23 protein-coding genes and 2 pseudogenes are annotated in these 22,499 nt (G+C 64.0%); 7 read left to right on the top strand and 18 right to left on the bottom strand.

Annotated features, from left to right (window positions below):
• Positions 1–10 precede the first annotated feature (10 nt).
• On the top strand, positions 11–505 hold the full coding sequence (locus tag J2Y58_RS17015; protein WP_310105715.1) for a hypothetical protein: 495 nt from the start codon (positions 11–13) through the stop codon (positions 503–505).
• 157 nt (positions 506–662) lie between these two features.
• Here J2Y58_RS17015 and J2Y58_RS17010 read toward each other — a convergent pair whose 3' ends face one another.
• From J2Y58_RS17010 to J2Y58_RS16925, 18 genes are all read right to left on the bottom strand, one after another.
• Complete coding sequence (locus tag J2Y58_RS17010) at positions 663–1,340, bottom strand: 2-dehydro-3-deoxy-6-phosphogalactonate aldolase (RefSeq protein WP_310105710.1); 678 nt, start codon at positions 1,338–1,340, stop codon at positions 663–665.
• 8 nt (positions 1,341–1,348) lie between these two features.
• A complete protein-coding gene (locus tag J2Y58_RS17005) occupies positions 1,349–1,834 on the bottom strand; it encodes a peptide-methionine (S)-S-oxide reductase (RefSeq protein WP_310105707.1) in 486 nt (161 codons plus the stop codon).
• A 6-nt stretch (positions 1,835–1,840) separates the two neighbouring features.
• On the bottom strand, positions 1,841–2,650 hold the full coding sequence (locus J2Y58_RS17000; protein ID WP_310105703.1) for an alpha/beta fold hydrolase: 810 nt from the start codon (positions 2,648–2,650) through the stop codon (positions 1,841–1,843).
• A 192-nt stretch (positions 2,651–2,842) separates the two neighbouring features.
• The gene (locus tag J2Y58_RS16995; protein ID WP_310105701.1) at positions 2,843–3,343 is read right to left on the bottom strand and encodes a DNA starvation/stationary phase protection protein; all 501 of its coding nucleotides are present in this window, start codon (positions 3,341–3,343) and stop codon (positions 2,843–2,845) included.
• Between the two features lie 189 nt (positions 3,344–3,532).
• Entirely contained in the window at positions 3,533–3,799 is a 267-nt protein-coding gene (locus tag J2Y58_RS16990; RefSeq protein ID WP_310105699.1) for a hypothetical protein, read from the bottom strand.
• 140 nt (positions 3,800–3,939) lie between these two features.
• Complete coding sequence (locus J2Y58_RS16985; RefSeq protein WP_310105697.1) at positions 3,940–4,695, bottom strand: SDR family oxidoreductase; 756 nt, start codon at positions 4,693–4,695, stop codon at positions 3,940–3,942.
• A gap of 90 nt (positions 4,696–4,785) precedes the next feature.
• Positions 4,786–6,531, bottom strand: coding sequence for an arginine--tRNA ligase (gene argS, locus J2Y58_RS16980; protein WP_310105688.1), 1,746 nt, complete (start codon positions 6,529–6,531; stop codon positions 4,786–4,788).
• 27 nt (positions 6,532–6,558) lie between these two features.
• A complete protein-coding gene (locus J2Y58_RS16975) occupies positions 6,559–6,840 on the bottom strand; it encodes a DUF427 domain-containing protein (RefSeq protein ID WP_310105685.1) in 282 nt (93 codons plus the stop codon).
• A gap of 50 nt (positions 6,841–6,890) precedes the next feature.
• Positions 6,891–7,163, bottom strand: coding sequence for a glutaredoxin 3 (grxC, locus tag J2Y58_RS16970; RefSeq protein ID WP_310105798.1), 273 nt, complete (start codon positions 7,161–7,163; stop codon positions 6,891–6,893).
• A 59-nt stretch (positions 7,164–7,222) separates the two neighbouring features.
• Complete coding sequence (locus J2Y58_RS16965) at positions 7,223–8,956, bottom strand: cytochrome c biogenesis protein DipZ (protein WP_310105682.1); 1,734 nt, start codon at positions 8,954–8,956, stop codon at positions 7,223–7,225.
• A gap of 118 nt (positions 8,957–9,074) precedes the next feature.
• Positions 9,075–9,431, bottom strand: coding sequence for a response regulator (locus J2Y58_RS16960; protein ID WP_310105795.1), 357 nt, complete (start codon positions 9,429–9,431; stop codon positions 9,075–9,077).
• Between the two features lie 19 nt (positions 9,432–9,450).
• Positions 9,451–11,055: a GAF domain-containing protein gene (locus tag J2Y58_RS16955; RefSeq protein WP_310105680.1), complete on the bottom strand. Its 1,605-nt coding sequence runs from the start codon at positions 11,053–11,055 to the stop codon at positions 9,451–9,453.
• Between the two features lie 174 nt (positions 11,056–11,229).
• The gene (locus J2Y58_RS16950; protein ID WP_310105677.1) at positions 11,230–12,300 is read right to left on the bottom strand and encodes an NADP-dependent oxidoreductase; all 1,071 of its coding nucleotides are present in this window, start codon (positions 12,298–12,300) and stop codon (positions 11,230–11,232) included.
• A 14-nt stretch (positions 12,301–12,314) separates the two neighbouring features.
• Positions 12,315–13,580, bottom strand: a complete 1,266-nt coding sequence (locus J2Y58_RS16945) for a thiolase family protein (RefSeq protein WP_310105674.1) — start codon at positions 13,578–13,580, stop codon at positions 12,315–12,317.
• A 79-nt stretch (positions 13,581–13,659) separates the two neighbouring features.
• Positions 13,660–14,679 (bottom strand): NADP-dependent oxidoreductase, encoded by a 1,020-nt coding sequence (locus J2Y58_RS16940; RefSeq protein WP_310105671.1) that lies wholly within the window; start codon positions 14,677–14,679, stop codon positions 13,660–13,662.
• A gap of 72 nt (positions 14,680–14,751) precedes the next feature.
• On the bottom strand, positions 14,752–15,519 hold the full coding sequence (locus tag J2Y58_RS16935; protein WP_310105668.1) for a ferredoxin reductase: 768 nt from the start codon (positions 15,517–15,519) through the stop codon (positions 14,752–14,754).
• Positions 15,512–16,117: a sulfite oxidase-like oxidoreductase gene (locus J2Y58_RS16930; RefSeq protein WP_126001419.1), complete on the bottom strand. Its 606-nt coding sequence runs from the start codon at positions 16,115–16,117 to the stop codon at positions 15,512–15,514. The genes J2Y58_RS16935 and J2Y58_RS16930 overlap by 8 nt, the downstream gene beginning before the upstream one ends.
• A 389-nt stretch (positions 16,118–16,506) precedes the next feature.
• Entirely contained in the window at positions 16,507–17,451 is a 945-nt protein-coding gene (locus J2Y58_RS16925; RefSeq protein ID WP_310105661.1) for a VPGUxxT family thioredoxin-like (seleno)protein, type 2, read from the bottom strand.
• Between the two features lie 319 nt (positions 17,452–17,770).
• On the opposite strand from J2Y58_RS16925, the gene J2Y58_RS16920 reads away from it, so the two are divergent.
• The 6 genes and pseudogenes from J2Y58_RS16920 to J2Y58_RS16895 form a co-directional block, all read left to right on the top strand.
• Positions 17,771–18,244, top strand: coding sequence for a TlpA family protein disulfide reductase (locus J2Y58_RS16920; RefSeq protein WP_310105658.1), 474 nt, complete (start codon positions 17,771–17,773; stop codon positions 18,242–18,244).
• A 3-nt stretch (positions 18,245–18,247) separates the two neighbouring features.
• On the top strand, positions 18,248–18,736 hold the full coding sequence (locus tag J2Y58_RS16915) for a DM13 domain-containing protein (protein WP_310105655.1): 489 nt from the start codon (positions 18,248–18,250) through the stop codon (positions 18,734–18,736).
• Between the two features lie 73 nt (positions 18,737–18,809).
• Positions 18,810–19,793: pseudogene (gnd, locus tag J2Y58_RS16910) on the top strand (phosphogluconate dehydrogenase (NAD(+)-dependent, decarboxylating)); the annotation flags it as partial.
• 97 nt (positions 19,794–19,890) lie between these two features.
• Positions 19,891–21,159, top strand: a complete 1,269-nt coding sequence (locus J2Y58_RS16905) for an MFS transporter (RefSeq protein ID WP_310105652.1) — start codon at positions 19,891–19,893, stop codon at positions 21,157–21,159.
• Positions 21,160–21,465: 306 nt separating this feature from the next.
• Positions 21,466–21,633, top strand: a pseudogene (locus tag J2Y58_RS16900) (transposase); the annotation flags it as partial.
• On the top strand, positions 21,594–22,499 hold a 906-nt coding region (locus J2Y58_RS16895; RefSeq protein WP_310105650.1), incomplete at its 3' end, for an IS3 family transposase. The pseudogene J2Y58_RS16900 and the gene J2Y58_RS16895, both read left to right, overlap by 40 nt.

Here is a 22,499-nt window from a genome sequence, read left to right as displayed (position 1 = left end):
CGGCGTCGCCGTGCTGGTGACGGACGACGCGCTGGCGGCTGAACCGCTGGCCAAGCCGGGGACGGTGGTGCGACGGCTTCGGGGCACAACAGAGGAGCAGCTCGCCGAAGCCGCGAAGCCCGCACCAAGACCGAAACGCCGTGCCGTGCCAAAGCCGGAGGCCGAGGCCCCGCCGCGCAAACCGCGATCGGCGCCGGCCAAGCCACCGCGCAAAAGCCGTGCGGACGCCAAGCCCGCGGAGGCCCCGGCGCCACCGCCCAAGCCGGCGCGGATGAAGCCACGGCCGTCGCGCGTGGCGCTTGATGCGGCCGAAGAGGCAGTAACGCGCGCCGAAGCCGATCATCGCGCGGCGGTCGCGGACCTCAGACAGCGCGAAGAGGCGCTGCGCCATGAAAGGCGGTCGCTCGAGGCGCGGCATGACGAGGCGATGGCGAAAATGGAGGCGGCCGTCACTAAGGCGCGCGCACGGCATGCCGCTGCGCTGGAGAAATGGCGCGCAGACTAGGCCGTGCCCATCTGGCGATCCACAGCTCCGAGGGGCTGCGGAACGTGATCGACCAGCGCGGCCGATCCATCTGGGCGATACTGCGCTCCCATAGGAAGCGGCAGTTCGGCTGTGGCGCGGTGGCCTGAAGCCGCACCGCTCGTCTGTACCTCCCTTATTATGCTAGCGCCCTCTCGCTGCTCGCTTCTGACGAAAGCGCATGATGAGCAGTGACGAAGGCCTCGCCTCGCGCGCGGACTTCTACGTGCGTCATGCCAGCCGAGTAGAGCGCTGATCCTAACCCAAAGCCGGCAGCGCCAGCCGATCGCCAGCGCCCCATCGTTTCTGGAAGGATACCGCCGGTCGGGAGTATGCGAGTTCGTTGCGGCAGGACCGCCAGCGACGCCTTTACGAACGCCGGGGTGAAACCCTCGGCCGGAAAGAGCTTAAGTGCCGCCGCACCTGCCGCTATCGCCGCGAATGCTTCTGTGGGTGTCGCGAAGCCCGGCAGCGCCGCCATGCCTCGCTCGGACGCGGCGGCGACGATGCGAACATCCGTATTTGGCGCGATGACCAGCGTACCGCCGGCATCCTCGACCCTTGGGACATCCTCGACGTGAACAACGGTCCCTGCCCCCACGATCGCGCGTCCCGCAAGGTGCTTTGCCAGAAGCTCGATACTGAGCAGCGGCTCCGGCGAGTTCAGCGGTATCTCGATTAGGCCGATGCCCACTTCTACGAGCGCTTCGCCGATCGCCTCTACTTCCCCAGGACGGACGCCGCGCAGGATCGCTATGAGCGGGCAGCGTTCGAAAGCGTCGTTGAACGGACCGATATGCGAAGGCTGATGCGTCATGGGACTGCTCATTTCGAGGGCAGCGCGATATCTGCGTACTCTCGGCGGATGAAATCGAGCTTCGGATCGATGTACCGACGGCAGAACGGCCGGCTAGGGTCGGTGCGATAGTAGTTCTGGTAGCGCTCGTCCGACGGTAAGAAGCCGATGAAGGGAATTACCTGCGTGTAAATTTCCTTCGCAGCTTCTTCCGCGAACCGGCGCACTGCCCGCTCAGCGTCCGCAATTTGGTTAGGTTCGAAGGTGTAGACCGCGCTGCGGTACTTCCCGCGAGGTGAACGTGCTCTGCCTGAAGAGTGTGTTCTAAGATGCACTTCGGCCAGCGTCTCTAGGCTGATAACGGACGGGTCAAACGTTACGATGACGCCTTCGGCCCAGGTGTCCGCGGGAGGTTCGGACTGCAGGAAGCCCTGGTCCACTTGGGTGACCCCTCTGAGCGCCTGAAAGACGCCTTCGGTGCACCAATGGCAGCCGCCCCCGAAGCCAATCTTCATCGTTTTCTACCTTGGGTAAGCGGGCGCAGCGCCGCTCGTTGGATGGCGGGAGCGACCGGCGCCGATGAACGCCACGATACGACGCCCGACTGCGTCGGCCATCTCGACGTGGGGATAGTGGCCGGCGCCCTCTACCATCATCGTTTCTGCATTGAGCTGTGCAGCGAGCATTTCAGCTTCGGCGCCGGGATCGGAAAAATCCGGGTCGTTGGTGCCCATCACCACAAGCGCCGGAACGGCACTGTCGTCCAAGATGGCTGCGGTGTCCGCTTTTGAAAGCGAGAGCATCTTGAGGAGCGCGTCCATTCGACCCGGCTCTTTCAGGTTGCGGGCGATTGCCCGCTTGACCTCGGTATGGTCGGGCGCTCGTAACTTCGTAAAAAGGCTAGCCCAGTAAGTCGTCCAGAACCATATGCGCCATGGTCCGGCGAAGCCGATCGTAAGAGCGAGCTTCTGTACCGTGGAGAGTGGAAGATCGCGTACGATCGGCCCCAGCAAGACGACTCCGTTGACCAGGTTTGGCGCTTCCTTCGCCGCCCATAGCGCGGCCCCTGCGGCAAAAGAGTTGCCCAAGATGAATGCCGGCCCAGCATCTAGGTGTCGGATGATGGCCACCGCGTCACGGCCGACGGCGCGGGCTGAATAGTCATCCCATTGAGACGACGTTTCGCCAAAGCCGCGGACGTCCATCGTAACGACCCGCATCCCCGCCTGCTGCAGGATCGGCTTCAGGTGCCGATACTCCGATCGCAGATCGCCCATCCCGGGAATGCCGAGAACGATCGGACCTGCGCCTCCCGTGTCGTCGAACGCCACGGCACCGCCTTCATGTTGCACGAATTGCGTGCGCAAGTGGCCAGAGTTCATACTGATCCCTCACAATATCAGACCGACAAGCCGCGCGGATCGGCCTTCGGCTAGCTTCATGGCGATCGGCGCCCCGGCGGCTTGCTATTGTCTGGAAGGCGCGATCGGTTTGCCCGAGCAGCGATGCCTAGACTGCGGTGGTCAGCTGGGCCGGCTGGCTTCGAAGAGGAACCATGCGCGCCGTTCCGCTTCATCGGTCCATGTGTCGATGAGGCCAGAGGTGGCGTTATCCTTCGCGTCGTCCGCGACCTCCTTCGCGCGCCGGAACGCCTCCACCATGTGCAGATTATCGGCCCTCAGCTCGGCCAGCATGTCCTGCGGCGTCACGAATTCGGCATCGTTGTCCTTGATGGTCTGGTGGCGTGCGATGTCGCCGATCGATGTGAGCGTACGATTGCCCGTCTTCCTGGCACGCTCGGCGATCGCATCAGTGACGGCGAGGATCTCGGCCGCCTGTTCGTCGAGCAGAAGATGATAGTCCCTGAAATAGGGACCAGAGACATGCCAGTGAAAATTCTTGGTCTTCAGATAGACAGCGTAGCTGTTCGCGAGAATGATCTTGAGCGCATCGGCCACGGTCATCGTCGCGGACTCGTCGAGGTCAGTGGGAGTTGCAACTGGCGCAGGACTGGCGTTGGTCATCGAGAAGCTCCCTGAATGGTGGCTTTCACAGGAGCCGGCATCGATTCCCCTTCGGCCGCTGAGGCCGACAGAATGAGTTTGCCTCGGATCGATGTCCAATAACCAGCGGCTATAGTTTCGATAGCCTGCGGCGACGAAGGCGCGAGCTGCACTTAAGTCGCAAGTCTTACACCGCGCGCGAGATGGAGTTTATCTCTCGGGCGTGAACCCAAGCACAAAGCTCACCACTTTCTCCGAGGACATCTCGCAAGGCCTGAGCAACGTCTTGCCGTTCGCCACTCGGTACAAATTGAAACTTACGATATCGGTGCCGGCGAGATCTCTCGCAAACAGGCTGTTTCGCCGGCCATCGTCAGACCGCTGCACCGTCACGCCGTAGCGGCGGCCGTCGAAAGTCCCTTCACTGTAGCCGCGCGGCAGACCTTCGAGCGCTGCTTCGAAGTCGGCGTTCTCCATTCAGGCAGCTGGTGCGCTATCGGGACGGGACGAGGTCGGCAGGCACCTTTGCGCGGCGCGCCAGCCGACCCGCCTGCCTGATGTCCGGGGCGCCGCGATGCGGCGACCCGGCGAGGATGCGACTACAATCACGAGCGCCTTTAGACCAGGACACCGCCCGAAACGTCGATCACGGCCCCGGCTGTATAGCTCGCCGTCGGACCAACGAGATAGCTCACCGCTGACGCGACTTCCTCGATGGTAGCGATGCGACGTATCGGATGCAGGTCCAGGACGGCTTCAGGGAAATTTTCCGCAGCTCCTGCCGCCATGTCGGTTGGCATGATGCCCGGCTGCACCACGTTCACGGTGATATTGCGCGGCCCCAGATCGCGCTGCACGCCGCGGGCATACCCGGCGATCGCCGCCTTCGTGCCTGCGTAATCGGCAACCCCCGGCACGATCGCGCGCGTGCCTAGTCCGGATCCGATGAAAACGATCCGGCCGCCGTCCGAAATTTTCTGCGCCGCCGCCCGGGTTACCGCCACGGTCCCGAGAACGTTGACGATCCATTGCTTGTCGAAGGCCGGCCCATCAAGCGTGGGATCGTCGACCAGCTTGCCCTGAACCGCGATCGCTGCGTTATTGATTAGGATGTCGAGCTTGCCGAGCTCCGAGATCACCTGCTCAACCATCGGCTGCGCAGCGGAGCTATCTGCCTGATCGCACTGGATGGCAATCGCGCGCACCCCTTTGGCCCTCACCTTCTCGACCACGGCTTCCGCCTTAGCGGCCGAGGCGGCATAGGTGATCGCGATATCAGCGCCCTGTTCGGCGAGCGTTTCGGCCAGCACGGCCCCGAGACCCCGAGAGCCGCCGGTGATCAGCGCGACCTTGCCTTTTAGAACATTCGACATTTGAGCTTCTCCTGTTGAGGCTTGGATGTCCGCGCGCCGATCGAAAGTAGGGGCGCCGACAGGTGGGTAGTATGGGCGCGGCTCGAGGGCTCACGGTGCTCGAGGCATCTGCTGCATCGGTTCGACACCCATCAGCGCCATGCCGTTGCGGATGACCTGTCCAATGGCGTTCGCCAGCGAGAGCCGGGCGTGACTGAGCGGGGCGTCGTCTTCCAGGATGAAGCGGCGCTGCGGATCATCGATGCCGGCGTTCCACATGGCGTGGAATGCGCCGGCAAGTTCAAAAAGGAAGAAGGCGATCCGATGCGGTTCGCGCGCCGCTGCAGACGCCTCCACTATGCGCGGAAATTGTGCCGCATGTTTCACGAGAGCGAGGTCGCGGTCGTCCAGTCGGGTCAGGTCGGGTGTGCCCCCCTGCTCGATGCCGGCTTCGGCCGCGCGATTCGACAGCGAGTGGATACGCGCATGGGCATAGTGCACGTAGAAGACCGGGTTGTCCCTGGACGCCTCGACAACCTTCGCGAAGTCGAAGTCCATCGGTGCTTCGGCTTTGCGGGTCAGCATGGTGAAGCGGACGACATCCTTGCCGACTTCCCGAACCACATCGGAGAGCGTCACGAAGTTGCCGGCGCGCTTCGACATCTTCACCGGCTCGCCCGCGCGAAGCAGGCGAACGATCTGCACCAGCTTGACGTCGAAACGCTTGCGCCCTTCGGTGAGGGCATCGGTAGCCGCGACGATGCGCCTCACCGTGCCGGCGTGATCCGCGCCCCAGACGTCGATCATCTGATCGGCGTCGCGTGCCTTCTCGAAATGGTAGGCCAGGTCGACGCCGAAATAGGTCCAGCTTCCATCTGCCTTGCGGATCGGCCGGTCCTGATCATCGCCAAAGAGGGTTGAGCGGAACAGCGGCAACTCGATCGGTTGCCAGTCCTCCGGTTCCGATCCCCTCGGACGGTCAAGCACACCATCATAGATGAGATCGCGCTCGCGCAGCCACGCCTCGGCGGCGGCGGGCCTGCCCGCTTCGAGAAGTTCGGCTTCCGATGCGAAGCGGTCATGACGAACGCCCAGCAGCGCGAGGTCCGCGCGGATCGTTTCCATCATCGCTGCGACGGCGCGCGAGCGGAAGATCGGAAGCCACGCGGCTTGCGGGGCATGTCGGTAGCGGTCGCCGAAGTCCGCCGCCAAGGCGTGGCCGACGGGCTCGAGATAGTCGCCCGGATAGAGGCCTTCCGGAATATCGCCGACGCTGTCGCCCAGCGCCTCTAGGTAGCGGAGGTGGACGGATCTGGCGAGGACGTCCACCTGTCCCCCGGCGTCGTTGACGTAGTATTCGCGGATCACGCGGTGCCCGGTGAACGCCAGCAGGTTCGCCAGCGCGTCTCCCACGACCGCTCCGCGGCAATGCCCCATGTGCATAGGGCCGGTCGGATTGGCCGAGACATATTCGACGTTCACCGTCTTGCCGGCACCAGAGTCCGATTTGCCATATCGCTCGCCCGCATGTGCGATCGCCGCCAGCTCGTCCCGCCACGCGTCGTCGGACAGGCGCAGATTGATGAAGCCAGGCCCGGCGACGTCGACACTTGTCACTTCGTCGAGCGCCGCCAACTGGTGGGCGAGTGCCTCGGCGAGCTGCCGCGGCGGGGCGCCGGCAAGTCTCCCCATCACCATCGCAGCGTTGGTCGACAGGTCGCCGTGCGCAGCGTCATTTGGCGTCTCCACGGTCACGCCGCTCCGTGCGAGACCGACCGGCAGGTCGCCAGACGCCTCCAGCGCATCGAGCGCCCGCTCGAGGTGTGCGGCGACGCGAGCATGAAGCGCTGCCGGCATCAGCGGCCGCGGCCGGCGAGGAGCTTGCTACGCAACCTCCACCCCTTTCCAGAATGCGAAATGATCCCTGATCGCTTCGGCATCCGCGGTCGGGTCGGGGTAGGTCCAGGCCGCATTCGGATTTCGCTCGCCGCCTACCCGAACATGGAAGTAGCGCGCCGAGCCCTTGATCGGGCAGACGGACGAATGATCGCTCGCCTCAAGTCGGCTACGATCGACCGCCTCCGGCGGAAAATAGTGATTGCCGTCGACAATCACGGTCTTTTCGCTCGCGGCGATAGTGGCGCCGTTCCAAACTGCCGAAATCATTGTCCATTCCCTCGTTCCATCGCTGGCTGGGCGCGCCTTCAACAGGCTGATCAGGTGGCGGACGCCTCACCCGCGAGAAGCTTGTCGAGGCCGCCTTTGGCATCGAGCTCCAGGAGGTCGTCAGACCCTCCGATGTGTGTGCCATTGATGAAAATCTGTGGAACCGTGGCCCGTCCCGACGCTTCGACCATAGCCTGCCGCTGAGCAGGATCTTCCTCGATGTCGTGTTCAGTCCATTGCACGCCCTTCTGCGTGAGCAGCGCCCTCGCGCGGCGGCAAAAAGGACACCAGCTGGTCGTGTAGAGAGTAATTTCGGGCTTCATGATCACTGACTCCGATCGTTCGCTGTTGAGGTTGATTGCTATGCCTCGGGCATTTCGTCTCAGCCGAAGGTGAAGGCGAAAGCCTGAGCGCCGGCGTCGAGGAACTCGATCGAGAAGGTGCGCTCGCGCACGGCACCCTGCTGCCGAACGAGCTGGTAGAGACGCTGGCCCTCGATCATGCCGTTCCCAGCGTCATCGATGTCCGTGCCGTGATCGCCAGCGGGTGGCTTGCCGTCGATCGTGACGCGGAACCGAACCCGCTGGCCCGTGGCGGAAGGGCCGAGCACAAGGTGGACGTCGCGGGCATGAAAGCGGTAGACGATGCGGGCGCCGGCGGATTGGGCCGAGGCATGTTCCGACCCTGCGATCCAGCGTCCGGAAAGCGCCCAGGCATTCAAAGGCAGCCGAGGCGGCGCGACATAGTCATGCCCGGCTTCGCGCACGAGGCCCCCCGGTGACGTGAAACGCTCGCCACGCACATAGCCTAGGTAGGTCTCGGGGGAGCGTACGTCGTTCCAGCTCGCTGCCGCAGAGCTTCCCGCAGTGCGTACCGATACGGTCCGCATGTCGCCGACGGCTTGGCCATTCTCGGCAAGGAGCCGCTGGATAACCTTTTCGGATTCGGCGTAGTTGCCTTCGCCGAAATGATGGTATCGAATGCGGCCGCTGCCATCGATGAAATAGTGGGCCGGCCAGTAGCGGTTGTCGAAGGCGCGCCAGATCGCGTGATTGTTGTCGAGCGCGACGGGATAGGTGACGCCCAGGTCACGCACCGCCTTCGCGACGTTGCCGGGATCCTTCTCGAAGGCGAACTCGGGGGCGTGAACGCCGATCACGACGAGCCCGGCCGCCCGATACTTCTGCTCCCAGGCTATGACGTAGGGCAGCGTTCGCAGACAATTGATGCAGCTGTATGTCCAGAAATCGACCAGCACGACCTTGCCGCGCAACGCCTCGCGCGTGAGCGGTGGAGAGTTCAGCCAACTCGTTGCACCGGTGAGCGGTGGCAACTCCCCTTCGATGCCGAGCGGGCCGTCTCCCAGCATGCTGGTCTGTGCCGAGCGATCATCCAGCCGGAACCTGTCCAGGAGTTTCTGTTCGACGGTCGACGTGCCGGCGAGCGAGAGCCTGGTCAGCAAGCCCGTGTCGAGCCCCAGCGCGATGGCGGCCACGGCGACGAGCACCAGCGCGCCGAGTGAGCGGCGCAATCCGTCGCCGACACGGATCGACCGCTTCATCGCGGCGAATACGCGCCCGCCGACGAGTAGCGCCAGCGCGAGCGACGTTGCCGCGCCGGCGGCGTAGGCGAGCAGCAGCAGCGACGTGCCGACATTGGCGCCCTGCAGGGCGGCTCCGGTCAGGATCAACCCGAGGATCGGTCCCGCACACGGCGCCCATAGAAGACCGGTGGCGAACCCAAGCAGCAGGGATGTCCAGAAGCTGCCGCCGGAGCGTTCCGGGCCGGTCGCCTCCGTGAGACGGGCGCCGAGCTTGACGAGCGGTCTGGTGGCCCGATCCGCGAGCGCGGGAAAGAGCAGCAGAAGGCCGAACAGCCCCAGTACTAGCAGCGCCACTGCCCTCCCGAGGCTGTTCGCCTGCACGGCCCATCCGCCGCCGACCGCCGCCAGCGTCGCTACCCCGGCGAAGGTCACCGCCATACCCAGCAGAAGCGGCAGGCCACTGCGCAGGAACGGCTGACCTGCTCGCGCGAACACGAACGGCAGCACCGGCAGGATGCATGGGCTGATGATCGTCAGCACGCCGGCGAGGTAGGAGAGCATCAGCAGCAGCATCACGAGCACTTTTTCAGCGAGAAGAGGAGTAGCCGGGGTCTCCGGGCATCAGCGGCTCGTCCTGGCCGGGGGGTGGAGATTGCGCCGGCATTGATCCGCGGCGAGCGGGCGCGAGGTATCATGCCGCCAGCCTCCGGACTGTCTCCAGCACCCGGTCCTGACGATATGGCTTCGAGAAAAAGACCATGTCCTCGGGGAGGTCGGTCCCTTCCGGCCAGGGTCTCCCCGACGTGATGATGATCTGAATGGAGGGCCAGCGCTCGCGAATGCAGATCGCCAGCATGATTCCGTCGATCCCGCCGGGCATGTCTACATCGGTGAAGACGACCCGCACATCGAGCCGATCTTCCAGAGTGACGATCGCGTCCGTGGCATCGGCCGCTTGCAGCACCTCGAAGCCGGCCTCCTCGATCATGTCCGATGCGAAAAGCCGAACAAGTGGCTCGTCTTCCACGACGAGAACCACGGGCCTCATCATTATACGCATTCCTCCGTCAGCCCTTGGCCAGGTGGCGCATGGGGGCTTGCAAGTCGGCCGCAAATCCGCCCGGATCGTAGCGAAGATCCACTCCGCCGGTGCCGGCCAAGCCGATGCTGATGAGCTTCGAGCCGAAGCCGCGTCGCGTCGGTGGAGTGACTGGAGGTCCTCCCCGCTCGCGCCATTTGATCATGAGGCGATCGTCACCATCGTCAGTCTCGATCTCCCAGGTCAGCGAGACTTCGCCGATGTCGCCCGTCAGAGACCCGTATTTGCAGGCGTTTGTCAGAAGCTCGTGGACGATCAGCGAGAAAGAGAGCGCCGCCCGCGCGCCCAACGCCACTGGTGGACCGTCCATCTTCACGCGATCCATGAACCCGATTGCCTCGACCACCGTCGTCGCGATCGATTTGAGGTCGGCCTGCGCCCAGCTATTCTGAAGCAGGGCGTCATGCGCGGCGCTCAGCGCCATCAGGCGGCGTTCGAAGGCATAGACCGATTCACGATCGCTGGCCGATCGCAGTGTCTGGCTCGCGATCGCCTGAACCATGGTTAGCATGTTCTTCAGCCGGTGCGCGATCTCACCGTTCACGATGCGCTGCTGCTCGTCCGATCGATGTCGCGCAACGCCGGCTTCGAGACGGTCGGTCGCGCTACGTAGAAACGCGATCTCTTCTGCCAGCCAAGGCCTGGGCTGCGCCGAATGGACGAAGAAGAAGGCGATCGTCCGGCCATGTTCCCGCACCGGCATATCGACGAGCGCGCGAACCCCGATGCGCATTGCGATCGAAAGGTTTGAGAATGCGCGTTCGTCGGTGAGAGCGTCAGCGACCACCAGCGGGTCGCCATAAATGAGCGGCTCCCGCAAACTCACATACTCGTCGAGGCGATGACGGCCGGCGATGCTGAGAATGCCGGGCGCAGTCCAGTCGGTCTTGATGTCGATCGTCTCGACTGCGTCGTCAACCGACCCCAGGCCGGCGCGATCTGCGGTCAGCACGCGCCCGACGATCGCGGCGGTAGCTGATGCCATCTGCCCAGCGTCCCCGCTACCTCGAATGGCCTCGCCGATCTCGACCAAGGCGGCCTGCAACTCCGTCAGGCGATTGCTGACCCTTGCGGTCCGACGAAGCTCGAGATTCTCGCTGGCGAGGCGAGCGAGAGCCCGCAGCATCGCCCTTTCCAACTCGCTCAGCCCTTCCGGGCGTGGCTCGGTGTCGATGACGCACAGCCGGCCGACCACGGCACCGGAACGCAGAACCAGCGGTGCACCGGCATAAGCGCGGAAGTGCCGGGCGCCAGTGACGAGCGGGTTGCAATTTGTGCGATGATCGGCGGTCAGATCCGTAATTTCGAGCATGTCGCCGCGATCGATCTCGATCCGGCACACGGAGTGCTCGATCTCCGTTTCCCGGACGTCCAGACCGTACTTCGCCTTGAACCATTGTCGGTCGACGTCGAGGAGGGTGATCAGCGCGATCGGGACATCGCAGGCCTTCGCCGCGATAAAAACAAGGTCGTCGAAGGCCTGCTCATCAGGCGTGTCGAGAACCATCAGGTCCGCAAGCGCCTTGGCGCGATGGATCGCACCTGCGTCCGCCGTGTCAGCGTTCAAAGCCACTGATCGCCTCCCATCGAGGGATCGCATTGTCGAGATGGGTGATCGCGAAAGGCCGCAGCGAAGTGCTCCGGTGCGTGAGACCTGGCCCGCGCATGCCCGCTCGGGTAGCCGCGCCCCGAAACAGCCCCGAGCTGCCGACGGGCGCGAGCGAAAGGCGGGTCAGGCGGCTGCACATCAGTGTCCGACGGTGCGCGGCGGCCATGTCGTCGACGACACGGCAGATGTATCTTCAGAGTGCGCATCTGCGCCACCGACGGTGAGAACCATCTTCCCTTGAATGTGCCCGTCCGCAGCGCGCTCGTGCGCTGCCGCTGCCTGCGACAGCGGGTAGGTGCTGTCGACGGCGACGCGGACAGCTCCGCTTCGAAGCAACTGCCCGAGCTCTGCGAGTTGCGCGCCGTTCGATCTGACCTGCGTCGCCGAGACGGTTACACCGAGCCGAGCCGCCTCATCCTGACCGGCGAAACCCAGCGGGAAGATCGGAAAGAGCGCGCCGCCGCGTCGGATCGTGCGCAGGAAGCGTTCTGCCGAAGGACCGCCGACAGCGTCGACCACAAGATCGACGTCGCGCACAATATCCTCTGCCGCAGTCTTCGTATAATCGATGAAATCGTCCGCACCGAGATCGTCCAGGAAATTCTCGTGGCGGCCGGATGCGACGGCGATGACGCGCGCGCCCTGTTGCTTCGCCAACTGGACCGCGAGATGGCCCACCCCGCCAGCCGCGCCATTGACGAGAACCCATTTGCCGGCAAGCGGGACGGGTTCGTGCCGATCCGGCTGCAGCGGATTGGGCTCGTCGTGACCCAGATCGATTAGGAATTGCCAAGCTGTGAGGCCCGACATCGGGACGGCCGCGGCATGCACGTGATCGATCGCCCGCGGCTTGATTGCGAGGTCTGATGCCGGCGCGGATACATATTCGGCATATCCCAGGCTGTCGCCGTAGCTCGGGAAACGGATCATGCCGAAGGCTTCGTCGCCGGGCACGAAACCCTGCACATCGTCAGCGACGGCAACGACGACACCGGACACGTCCGACCCGGGAATGACCGGGAACGCGACCTCCGGCCGCCATTCCGGCGGCAGGGCCTTGTACCCTTCCCGCAGATACCAGTCGGGGGGGTTGATGCCCGCGGCGAGCACGCGGACGAGCACTTCTCCCGGCTTGATGTCCGGCTTCGGAGCGTCTTCGTATCGAAGCACGTCTGGAGCGCCGAATTCATGGAATCGGATGGCTTTCATATTGCTGGCCTCCCTCAGACGCGCTCGAGGAGCGCGACGGTGCCCTGTCCGCCGTCGGCGCAGATGCTGACGATCGCCCGTGATCCAGCCGGCAGCGCCCACAGCTCCTTCACCGCCTGGCTGAGGTCGCGGGCGCCGGTGGCGCCGAACGGATGCCCGATCGCCACGGAACCGCCGTTCGGGTTGACGCGGTCCCAGTCGAACTGGCCCATGTCTTCGTCGACACCCGCCTTCGCGCGTACCCAGTCCCGGTCGGTGATGGCCGCGAGGTTCGCCAGCACCTGGGCCGCGAACGCCTCGTGGATCTCCCAGAGCGCGATGTCGGAGTAGCCGAGCCGATGCCGTGCGAGCAGGCGCGGGATCCCGTAGGACGGCGCCATCAGCAGTCCCTCGGTGTGGAGATCGACGGCCGATACCTCGTAATCGACGAGCCGGACGTACGGCGTATCGGTCGGCAGTCTGGCGACGCCCGCCTCGTTGGCGACCCAGCAGCCGGCGGCGCCATCGGTGATCGGCGAGCTGTTGCCGGCCGTGAGGCTACCTAGCCCGCTATCCCGGTCGAAGGCCGGCTTGAGCGCGGCTAGCCGCTCGGCCGACGTGTCGGCGCGCGGATTGGCGTCGCGCCCCAGCTCGGGCAGCGGGATGACGAGATCATCGAAGAAGCCGGCATTCCAGCCGGCGACCGCGCGCTGGTGGCTCTTGAGCGCCCAGTCGTCCTGGGCTTCGCGCGAGATTGACCAGGCCTTGGCCGTCTCTTCCATGTGATCGCCCATGGTTCTGCCGGTTATGCGGTTGGCCCACCCCCTGGTCGGCAGGACATAGTCGCGCGGCGTGAGCGCCTGCAGCGCAGCCAGCGCCGCGGCAGGATCCTTTGCGAAAAGATCCGTGAGCCGCTTGGATGCCTCCGGGGTCAGGGCGAGCGAAGGCCGGCTCATGACCTCGGCCCCACCGACCAGCGTCAGGTCGGTTCCGCCGCCGAGCATGCCCGCCGCGGCGAAGGTCGCCGTCATGCTTGTCGAGCAGGCGAGGACGACCGAGAACGCCGGCACGCTCGGATTGAGCCCGGCATCGAGCCAGACCTCGCGGGCGATGTTGCTCCAGCCCAGGTTCGGAATCACGGTTCCCCACACGACCAGGTCCGGCTCCGCCTGCTTCGCCATCGCCTGCGCCACCGGGACGGACAGCGAAACGGTGTCGTACGCCCCCAGCGCTCCGCCGCCGCGGCCAAACGGGGTCCGAAGGCCGGCGGCCACGAAGACGGGTTCGGCGAAGCGGCTCATGCTGGTCTCCCGAGAGTCTGGAATTGCGCTGGAATGAGGCAGCGGGATGCTGTCGCGGTCGCGCGTTGCGGTCGTCGCATCACGATCCTCCCTGTGGATCGTCGCGCAGGTCGATCACCATCTTGCCGCTGTTCTTCCCCGCGAAGAGGTCGAGGAAGGCAGCCGGCGTGTTCTCGAGGCCGTGAAGCACGGTATCCTGCCATTTGACCTCGCCGTCCAAAATCCATCGCGCGACGTCGCGCTGGAAGTCTTCCCACACGGACATGTTGTGGATCGTGATGAAGCCCTGCAGCAGGATGCTCTTCTCGATCGCGGCATAGATGTTGCGGGGGCCGGACGGCTCGCTGTTATACTGGTCGATCATTCCGCAAAGGGCGAAGCGGGCGAAGTCGTTCGCGGCGTTCAGCGCTGCCTCTAGATGCGTCCCGCCGACATTGTCGAAATAGACGTCGATGCCTTCTGGTGCTGCCGCGTCGAGCGCTGCCGACATGTCCTCCGCCTCCTTGTAGTTGATCGCGGCATCGACGCCCGCCTCATCGCGTAGCCAGCGAAGCTTTTCCTCTGAGCCGGCGGAGGCCACGACCCGGCATCCCTTGATCTTTGCGATCTGGACGGCGAGCGAACCGACCGAGCCGGCTGCGGCGGAGACGAAGACGGTTTCGCCCGACTGCGGCTTTCCGATCCGCAGAACGCCGATGTAAGCCGCGAAGCCGGGGAACCCGAGCGGCCCGAGATAGGCTTGCTCCGGGATCGCAGGATCGATCTTGGTGGCAGAAGTGGCGTCGATGACCGCATAGTCACGCCACCCGGCGAAGTGGCTGACGACATCGCCCGGCCTGAGGCCGCTGTCTTCGCTTTCGATGACGACGCCGATCGCGGCCCCATCCAGGGGCTCGCCTAACTCGAACGGCGGCATGTAGCTTTCGCGCCCGGTCATCCTTCCGCGCATGTAGGGGTCGACCGAGAGCCAACGATTGCGGACGAGAACCTGCCCGGTGTGCGGACACGCGAGCGATCGTTCGACGAGCTCGAAGTTGTCGGATGCGGGCAGCCCTTCCGGACGCGCCTTGAGATGAAATTGTCGCGCGACGACCGTCATCGCATCGGCCCTCCCCGCTGATCGCCGAGGTTTAGCGTCCCTGCCCGAGAGGACGCGGCGAGACCTGCGCCGTTATCCACCATAGCGCTCGGTCTTGATTGCCGCGGCATCCAGACCGGCGCGCAGTGCGCCATCGGTCGCAATGTTCACGAAGCCGTTCGACCCGCAGACGAAGCCGTTCGACCCGCAGACGAAGACGTGCGCAGGCGTGCGGGGAAGCCGACCGATCACCTCTTGGACGACTGCACTATCGATCCGCCGCGCGAAGTCTGTCGCACGCCTCGGAGCTTCACGGGTGATCGCCAGCGACAGCACGAAGGCGGGGTCATTCAGTTCGATGGCCTGCAGTTCGTCCGAGAACAGGACGTCGCGAGCCGTGCGGGCGGACAGGAGCAGGGCTGTCGGAACAGTCTGTGCCATCTCGCGGCGCTGTCGGATCATCGCCATCAACGGGACCAGGCCAGAGCCTGCTCCGATCAGGAGGATTGGCTCGGCTGCCTGCCCCGGCCAGAGGAAGTGCCCGCCGAGTGGGCCGCGAAGTTCGATCTCGTCACCGACCGCTGCCACGTCGTGGAAGAAGGGGGACACTTCCCCATCGGACAAGCGTTCGATGGCGAGCTCGAGGACCCCGGTATCGTTGGTTGGCGTGGCGATCGAATAGCTGCGCATCGCCGTGTAGCCGTCAGGCGCCGTCAGGCGCACGTCGACGTGCTGACCCGCCACATGGGTGAAAGGCGTGCGCAGCCGGAAGAAGAAGCTTTTGATCGCCGGGGTCTGTTGGGCGACCCGGTCAATCACGGCTTTCTGCCACGGCGCTGCCTGCACGGCGCCATCAGTCATGGGTGTACCGCTGCTCGCGCCACGGATCGCCATAGATGTGATAGCCGCGAAGTTCCCAGAAGCCGGCTTCGTCGCGCGTTGTGAACTGCAGCGCTTTCACCCACTTGGCCGACTTCCAGAAATACAGATGCGGCACGAGCAGGCGTGCTGGGCCGCCATGATCGCGCGGAAGCGGTTGGCCGGCATATTTGAGCGCGACCATCGCCTTGTCGGAAAGCAGATCCGCCAGTGGCACGTTGGTCGAGTAGCCGTCGTACGAATGTACGAGGACGAAATCGGTTGGTTGCTCGAGCCCTGCGTCCGCGAGGATGTCCTCGATGAGTACGCCTTCCCATGCCGTATCCAGCTTGGACCAGGACGTGACGCAGTGAATGTCCTTCTTCACCCTGGTCTGAGGCAGAGCGTTGAACTGGCTCCAGTTCCAGACCTTGACCGGCTTCGGCCCGATCTTGACCGTGAAATTCCATTTCGCGGTATCGAGGTCCGGCGTCGGTCCCGCGGTCAGGACCGGAAAATTCTCGACGAGATGCTGGCCAGGCGGAATCCGGCCGGACTGGTCGCTACCCGATCCGCGACCGGTAAAACCTCTCGTGACCATGCCGGACTCCCCTTGTTCGTCGCGACAGCCCCGGCCTAGTTTTCAGCTCACTTTCCTGCGTCACAAGTCTTACGCACGCGGATCGAAACGAAGATAAACTTTGTGAAACCTAGGTGCCTGATGCTCTGCCAGTATAGACATGATTTCGTTCGTCATGATTCGTGACGACGACGTGTTGACTATAACTTCGGAGCATTGCCGTTTCCCAATAGCCTGTGACTATAGTTTCAATAGCCGTGAGAGCATTGGATGCCGCGTGATCGCCAAGACCCAGGCACCTCGCGCACTCGCAAAGCCTGGGGAGTGGTCCGCAAACGCGAGCGGCTGCACCGCGATCGACCGCGACGCGATCCAGTCAAGCCCCGATATGAATTCGAGGTTCGGTCGAGCTATCTCGCGTCAATGGCTTCGGAAGCGGAATCGAGCTTCGCCTTGAGCACCGGCCAGCTATCGCGAATGTCTTGGCGGTAGGTCTCTCCGTCGCTCACGCGCTGCAATAGCGGATCGGCAAGCCAGGCGGACTGCTGAGGGCTGAGATAATCAGGAATCGGGTTGCGATACGGTACGGCCAGGTTGATCTGAGTTCGCTGCGCCGCCGACAGCGGCAGATGACGGACGGCGTTCTTGCGCAGGTAGAATTGCGGCTCGCGGTCTAAGCGGAAGCTGCCGCGCGCCACCGGTGCGAAGCCCTCTGCGCGGGCGTAGGCGTCCAAGTCGGCCCGGGTGACGGCGCGTGGGTCGAATTGCACCCGCACCGCTTCTTCGCCACCCACCCAACCCGCGTCGGTCGTGATCACGGCGGGATGTTGAGCGAGGCTCGTCTCCCCCGACCAAAAGCACGGCGTCGTATAGATGCCCCCCTCGCTCAGGCCATGTTCGATGAGCAGGTCACGCCCCAGCAGGCGGAAATAGGCCGGCACGTCGCCGCCGAGTGCTTCCAGAGCTGCGCTGAGCCTCTCGTGAAGGGCGAGCGGATCGTACCGATCTGCCAAACGGGGCAAAAGCTCCGTTCCATCTGGGTGAAGGAAGCGCGTGACCGGGTTGTTCCAGGATCGCTCACCATAGAGGCGCATTATCCTGGCATCAGCGCCGGGATGATTGTTGAAGACCGCCACTGGCACGAACCGCTCGGCGATCAGCTCCACCATCAAAGGATGCGTCAGAACGTCCTGCCCGAAGTTCACGCAGGTCGCGCACCCCGGAACTTCCTGAAACAGCAGCAACACAGGCTTGCCCTGAGCGGCCGCGAGCGATGTGGCATGATCATAGTCGCGCAGCCAAGCGACATCGCCGAGCTCACGATGCTCGCGATATGAAACTCGTGTCTTTGTCATGCCATCTATTTAGTGAAGCGAAGCGGCAATTCACCTGATCGATATCTGCGACGTCGAATATTTTGGCTCGCAGGAAGCGATCTGAGTCTCTGATCTTACAGCCTGGCTATCGAAACTATAGCCTACAGCTATTGGAAAACAGGTGCCGCGAACTTCATAGTGTCGACGCCCGGATCGACGTCGAAGCCTGTGGAAGGTGCGGTCATGATCTCGCGGACACGGCAGATCGTAAGCACCAAGGCCATCCAACTGGCTGGGCGCTTGGGTCTGGAGAAATTGATTTGGATGTCGAACGGCATCTCTGAGGAGGAGAGACGCAGTGGCCGCTCCCGAGCAATCAGCGCCTGAACTCCGGGTTAGCCAATGGATCGGGGGAGACGGCACGAAGCTGGACACCCCGGTCACACTTTCTCAACTGGGGCAAGGACCGAAGATTCTCTTTGCGTTTCAGCACTGGTGCCGCGGATGCCACCTGCACGGCTTCCCTACGTTGCAGCGGCTTCATACCGGCCTGGCGCCGAAGGGCGTCGGCTTTGCGGTGATTCAGACGGTTTTCGAGGGAGAGCACGAAAACACCTTCGAGAAATTGCGGGCAAACCAGTTGCAGTACGAGCTGCCGGTCGCATTCGGCCACGACCCTATTCCGCCTGGCGCGCGTCTCCCCACGTTCATGGAGGATTACCGGACGCGCGGCACGCCCTGGTTCAGCGTAATCGATGCTGAGGGCGCGGTCGTATACTCGGACTTCCAAATCGACGCGGACAAGCTGGTGGCGCATCTGGAACGGGCTTGATCGATGCGCCGTTGGCTCGTCCTCGCCACGACCCATGTCGCGACACTGTCACTGGGATTTGCCGCCGGCATCTACGCTCTGCCGATCCTGACGGCGCCGCCTCCGCCGGATGCGGCGGCGCTCGCGTCGACCGGTGCGGAGGCGCTCTACACCGGCCGATTTGAGCGCCGGCTTGAGGGCAGCGATTTCGTTCACTGGGGCGAGGGAGACGTGAAGGTGTCGCGCGAACGGATAGCGCACATCGGCCGCCTCTCCCCCGGCCCAGATTACAAGCTCTATCTCACCCCGCGCTTCGTAGACACGAAAGAAGCGTTCATTGCAGTCAAGAACAAGTCGCGCCGCATCGGCGATGTGAAGACCTTCGATGGTTTCCTCATAGCCGTCCCGGCCGACGTCGACGTTGCCGCATTCAGCACGGTGGTGATCTGGTGCGAGGCGTTCGACCGCTTCATCAGCGCGGCCGAGTATCGGCGCTCTGCTCGAGCATCATGAAACCTGAAGGGCGCGCCGATACCGCAAGTCCGATGCGGCCGCCGTCGACACCGTATGTTGCAAGGCGGAGAAGAATATGAAGATCGGCATCATCGGGCTCGGCCGCATGGGTGCAAACATAGCCCGGCGGCTGATCCGGCACGGCCATGACACCGTAGTCTATAACCGCTCGCCCGAGCCCGTTGCCGATCTCGTGCGAGAAGGAGCAGTTGGTGCCTCAGGGCTGGCCGACATGCGCAGCAAGCTCGACAAGCCGGCGATCTACTGGGTGATGCTGCCGGCCGGCAAGCCGACCGAGGTAATGATCGCCGCGATCGCCGACCTGGCTGCGCCGGGCGATATCATCATCGATGGCGGCAACGGCTTCTACAAGGACGATATCCATCGCGCCAAGGGCCTTGCAGAGCGCGGTATCCACTTCGTCGATGTCGGGACGTCGGGCGGCGTGTGGGGGCTCGATCGCGGCTATTGCATGATGATCGGCGGCGAGAAGCCGGTGATCGATCATCTCGATCCGATCTTTTCCGCTCTTGCGCCGGGGCTCGGGACGATACCGCGCACCGTCGACCGCCGCGACGGTCACGACCCGCGCGCGGAGAAGGGCTACATCCACGCTGGAGCTGCCGGGGCGGGCCATTTCGTCAAGATGGTCCATAACGGCATCGAGTATGGGCTCATGCAAGCCTATGCCGAAGGCTTCGACATACTCAAGGGCCGGTCGTCGGCGAAGCTGCCTGAAGACGAGCGGTTCGACATCAACCTCACCGATGTTGCCGAGGTGTGGCGTCGCGGCAGCGTGATCTCATCCTGGTTGCTCGACCTGTCGGCCGCGGCGCTCGCGCGGGATCAGATGCTCGAGCAGTTCTCGGGCCATGTCTCGGACTCAGGCGAGGGCCGATGGACGATCGAGGCGGCGATGGAAGAGGCGGTCCCGGTCAACGTCCTCTCAGCCGCGCTGTATGCGCGTTTCAGGAGCCGCGTCGAACATACCTTCGGTGACAAGCTGCTTTCGGCGATGCGCTTCGGTTTCGGCGGACATGTCGAGATGCCGCAGTGACCGTGACACCCTTCCGCGACAAGGGCTCGCGCCGGCCCATCGTAAGGCGATCATGCGGGCGCTCGTTAATCCGGCGGGACAGAAGATGACCCCTCCGATGGAGTCGGTCAAGGCGGCCGCCACGCGCGGTCTCGCGCTCGCGCCCGTGGCCGCGCTGCTGCTGAGCGTCGCCTTTCTCCTGCTCGGCAACGGATTGCTGGGAACCCTGCTGATCGTCCGGGCCGGACAGGAAGGATTCTCCAGCGGCAGCATCGGCGCGATGATGTCGGCCTATTTCTCGGGCTTTACCATCGGTGCGCTTTTGCTGCCGCGCGTCATTGTGTCCGTCGGTCATGTGAGGACGTTCGCCGGCTTCGCGGCCATCGCATCCATCACCGCCATTCTCCATGTCGCGCTGGTGGAGCCTTTGGCCTGGATGCCGCTGCGAATGATCACCGGCGTGGCTTACGCCGGCATGATCCTCGCGACCGAAAGCTGGCTCAACGCGCACGCATTGCCTTCGACGCGCGGGCAGCTTCTGTCGATCTTCGGTGTCGTCTCGATGGGATCGTGGGCCGCTGGGCAAGCGCTTTTGAACATCGCGCCACCTGCCGGGATGACGCTGTTCCTGATCGTGTCCGTGCTGATTTCAGCGGCGGTGGTTCCGATCACCCTGCTACCCAGTCATCCTCCGGCCGAAGTCGAGCAGGAGCCGGTCGCCTTCCGGGAACTCCTGTCGATCTCCCCTCTTGCGACAGTCGGGGCATTCCTGACGGGCCTGGCCATCGGCGGGTTCTGGGGCATGGGTCCGAGCTTCGCGCAGAAAGTCGGTCTCGATGTTTCCGGAATTTCCGCCTTCATGGCCGCGGTTCTTGGAGGCACGCTCGCATTGCAATGGCCGCTCGGCTGGCTGTCCGACCGGGTGCCTCGAAATCTGATCATCGCCGGCGCCGCCTTGGCATCTGCGGCGGCCGCCGTAGGCGTAGCCCTGACGGCCGAGGCACCCCTGCCCTTCCTGCTCGCCGCGGGAGCGCTCTTCGGAGGGTTCGGGATTCCGATATACTCGCTGTGCGTCGCGGTCGCGAACGACGATCTGCCGGCCGCTCGTCTTCTGGGAACCGCGCGCGGTCTTCTGCTGCTCAACGGCATCGGGACAGCCGTGGGACCGCTGGTCGGCGGAGTGGCAATGAACCTCGCTGGTCCCGGCGGCCTTTTCCTGTGCGCTGCGGCGCTGCTGACGGTCCTTTCAGCGGTGGCCATCGTTTACCGGTGCCCAGAGCACTCATTGGCGGTGAAGGCCACCCGATGCCCAAGTGCAGCGATGATCACGGGGGCGCTCGACGCGATGATACAAAAGCAGGACCGACGTCGAAGCGCCACGCGCTAAGGGACAATCACGTCAGGTCCTACGCGACCTCTTCCACCAGAAGATCGCGGCCATTGAACTGCACGGTCTCGCCGGGTCGCGCGCCCTCGATGGCCTCGTAGATCGGTGCCATCGTCGAGATCCCCATGAGCTCTTGCCCGTGGCACATGAACTTGCTGGTCGAGACAGCGATGACGAAGTGGCGACCCGACAGCTTTACGAGCGCGCCTTCCGCGACTGCGGATTTCGGTCCGAAGTCGATTGAGGTGGTGCCGGTTTTTCGGACAGGGTGTTAAGCTACTCCCGATCTGATGGATTGGTACGGGAATGAAGACGACGAGGAAGCGCTACAGCGCGGATTTCAAGGCGAAGGTGGCGCTGGAGGCGATCCGGGGCGACCTGACGCTGGCAGAGTTGGCTGCCAAGCATGGCGTGCACCATACGATGATCGCATCGTGGAAGCGGCAGGCCATCGAAGGAATGGCGAGCAGCTTTTCTGGAGCCGGAGATGTGGCCAAGGCTGTCAGCGAGAGCGAGGTCGAGAAGTTGCACGCCAAGATCGGGCAACTGGTCGTGGAGCGGGATTTTTTAGCGAAAGCCTTCGGTCGATGAGCGTGGACCGAAGGCGGGCGATGGTCGAACCTGCTCACCATCGCCTGTCAATCTCGGCGCAGTGTCGCCTGCTGCGGATCAGCCGCTCGTCCTATTACTATGCGCCGGTGCCGGAGACCGATGAGACGCTGGCACTGATGACGGTGATCGACGCGACGTTCCTGGACTGCCCGTGGTATGGCAGCCGCCAGATGGCGCGGCACTTGCGGCGTGCCGGACACGAGATCGGTCGTCGTCGGGCACGGCGGTTGATGACGAAGATGGGCCTGACGCCGATCTACCAGCGTCCCCGTACGAGCGATCCGCATCCGCAGCACCGGGTCTATCCGTATCTGCTGCGCAAGCTGGCGATCGAGCGGCCCAACCACGTCTGGTGCGCCGACGTGACGTACATCCCCATGCGCCGGGGCTTCCTCTATCTGGTGGCGATCATGGATTGGGCGACCCGGAAGGTTTTGGCCTGGCGGTTGTCGAATACCATGGATGCCGGCTTCTGCGTCGCGGCACTGGAAGAGGCGCTGGCCCTGTTCGGCAAGCCGGAAATCTTCAACACCGATCAAGGTAGCCAGTTCACCAGCTTCGCCTTCACCAGCGTGCTACGCGAGGCCGAAGTCCGCATCAGCATGGACGGTCGGGGACGGTGGATGGACAACGGGGAGTGTCAGGAATTCTGTGCGGGAGGCATAGTGATGGACAGGAAGGACCATCGATATGGCAATCGACGAGGACGTTCTGGACCAGCTGCTGGC

The organism is Sphingomonas sp. BE138 (genome assembly GCF_031456125.1).
Classification (GTDB): Bacteria; Pseudomonadota; Alphaproteobacteria; order Sphingomonadales; family Sphingomonadaceae; genus Sphingomonas.
This window is presented reverse-complemented; position numbering and strand designations above follow the sequence as displayed.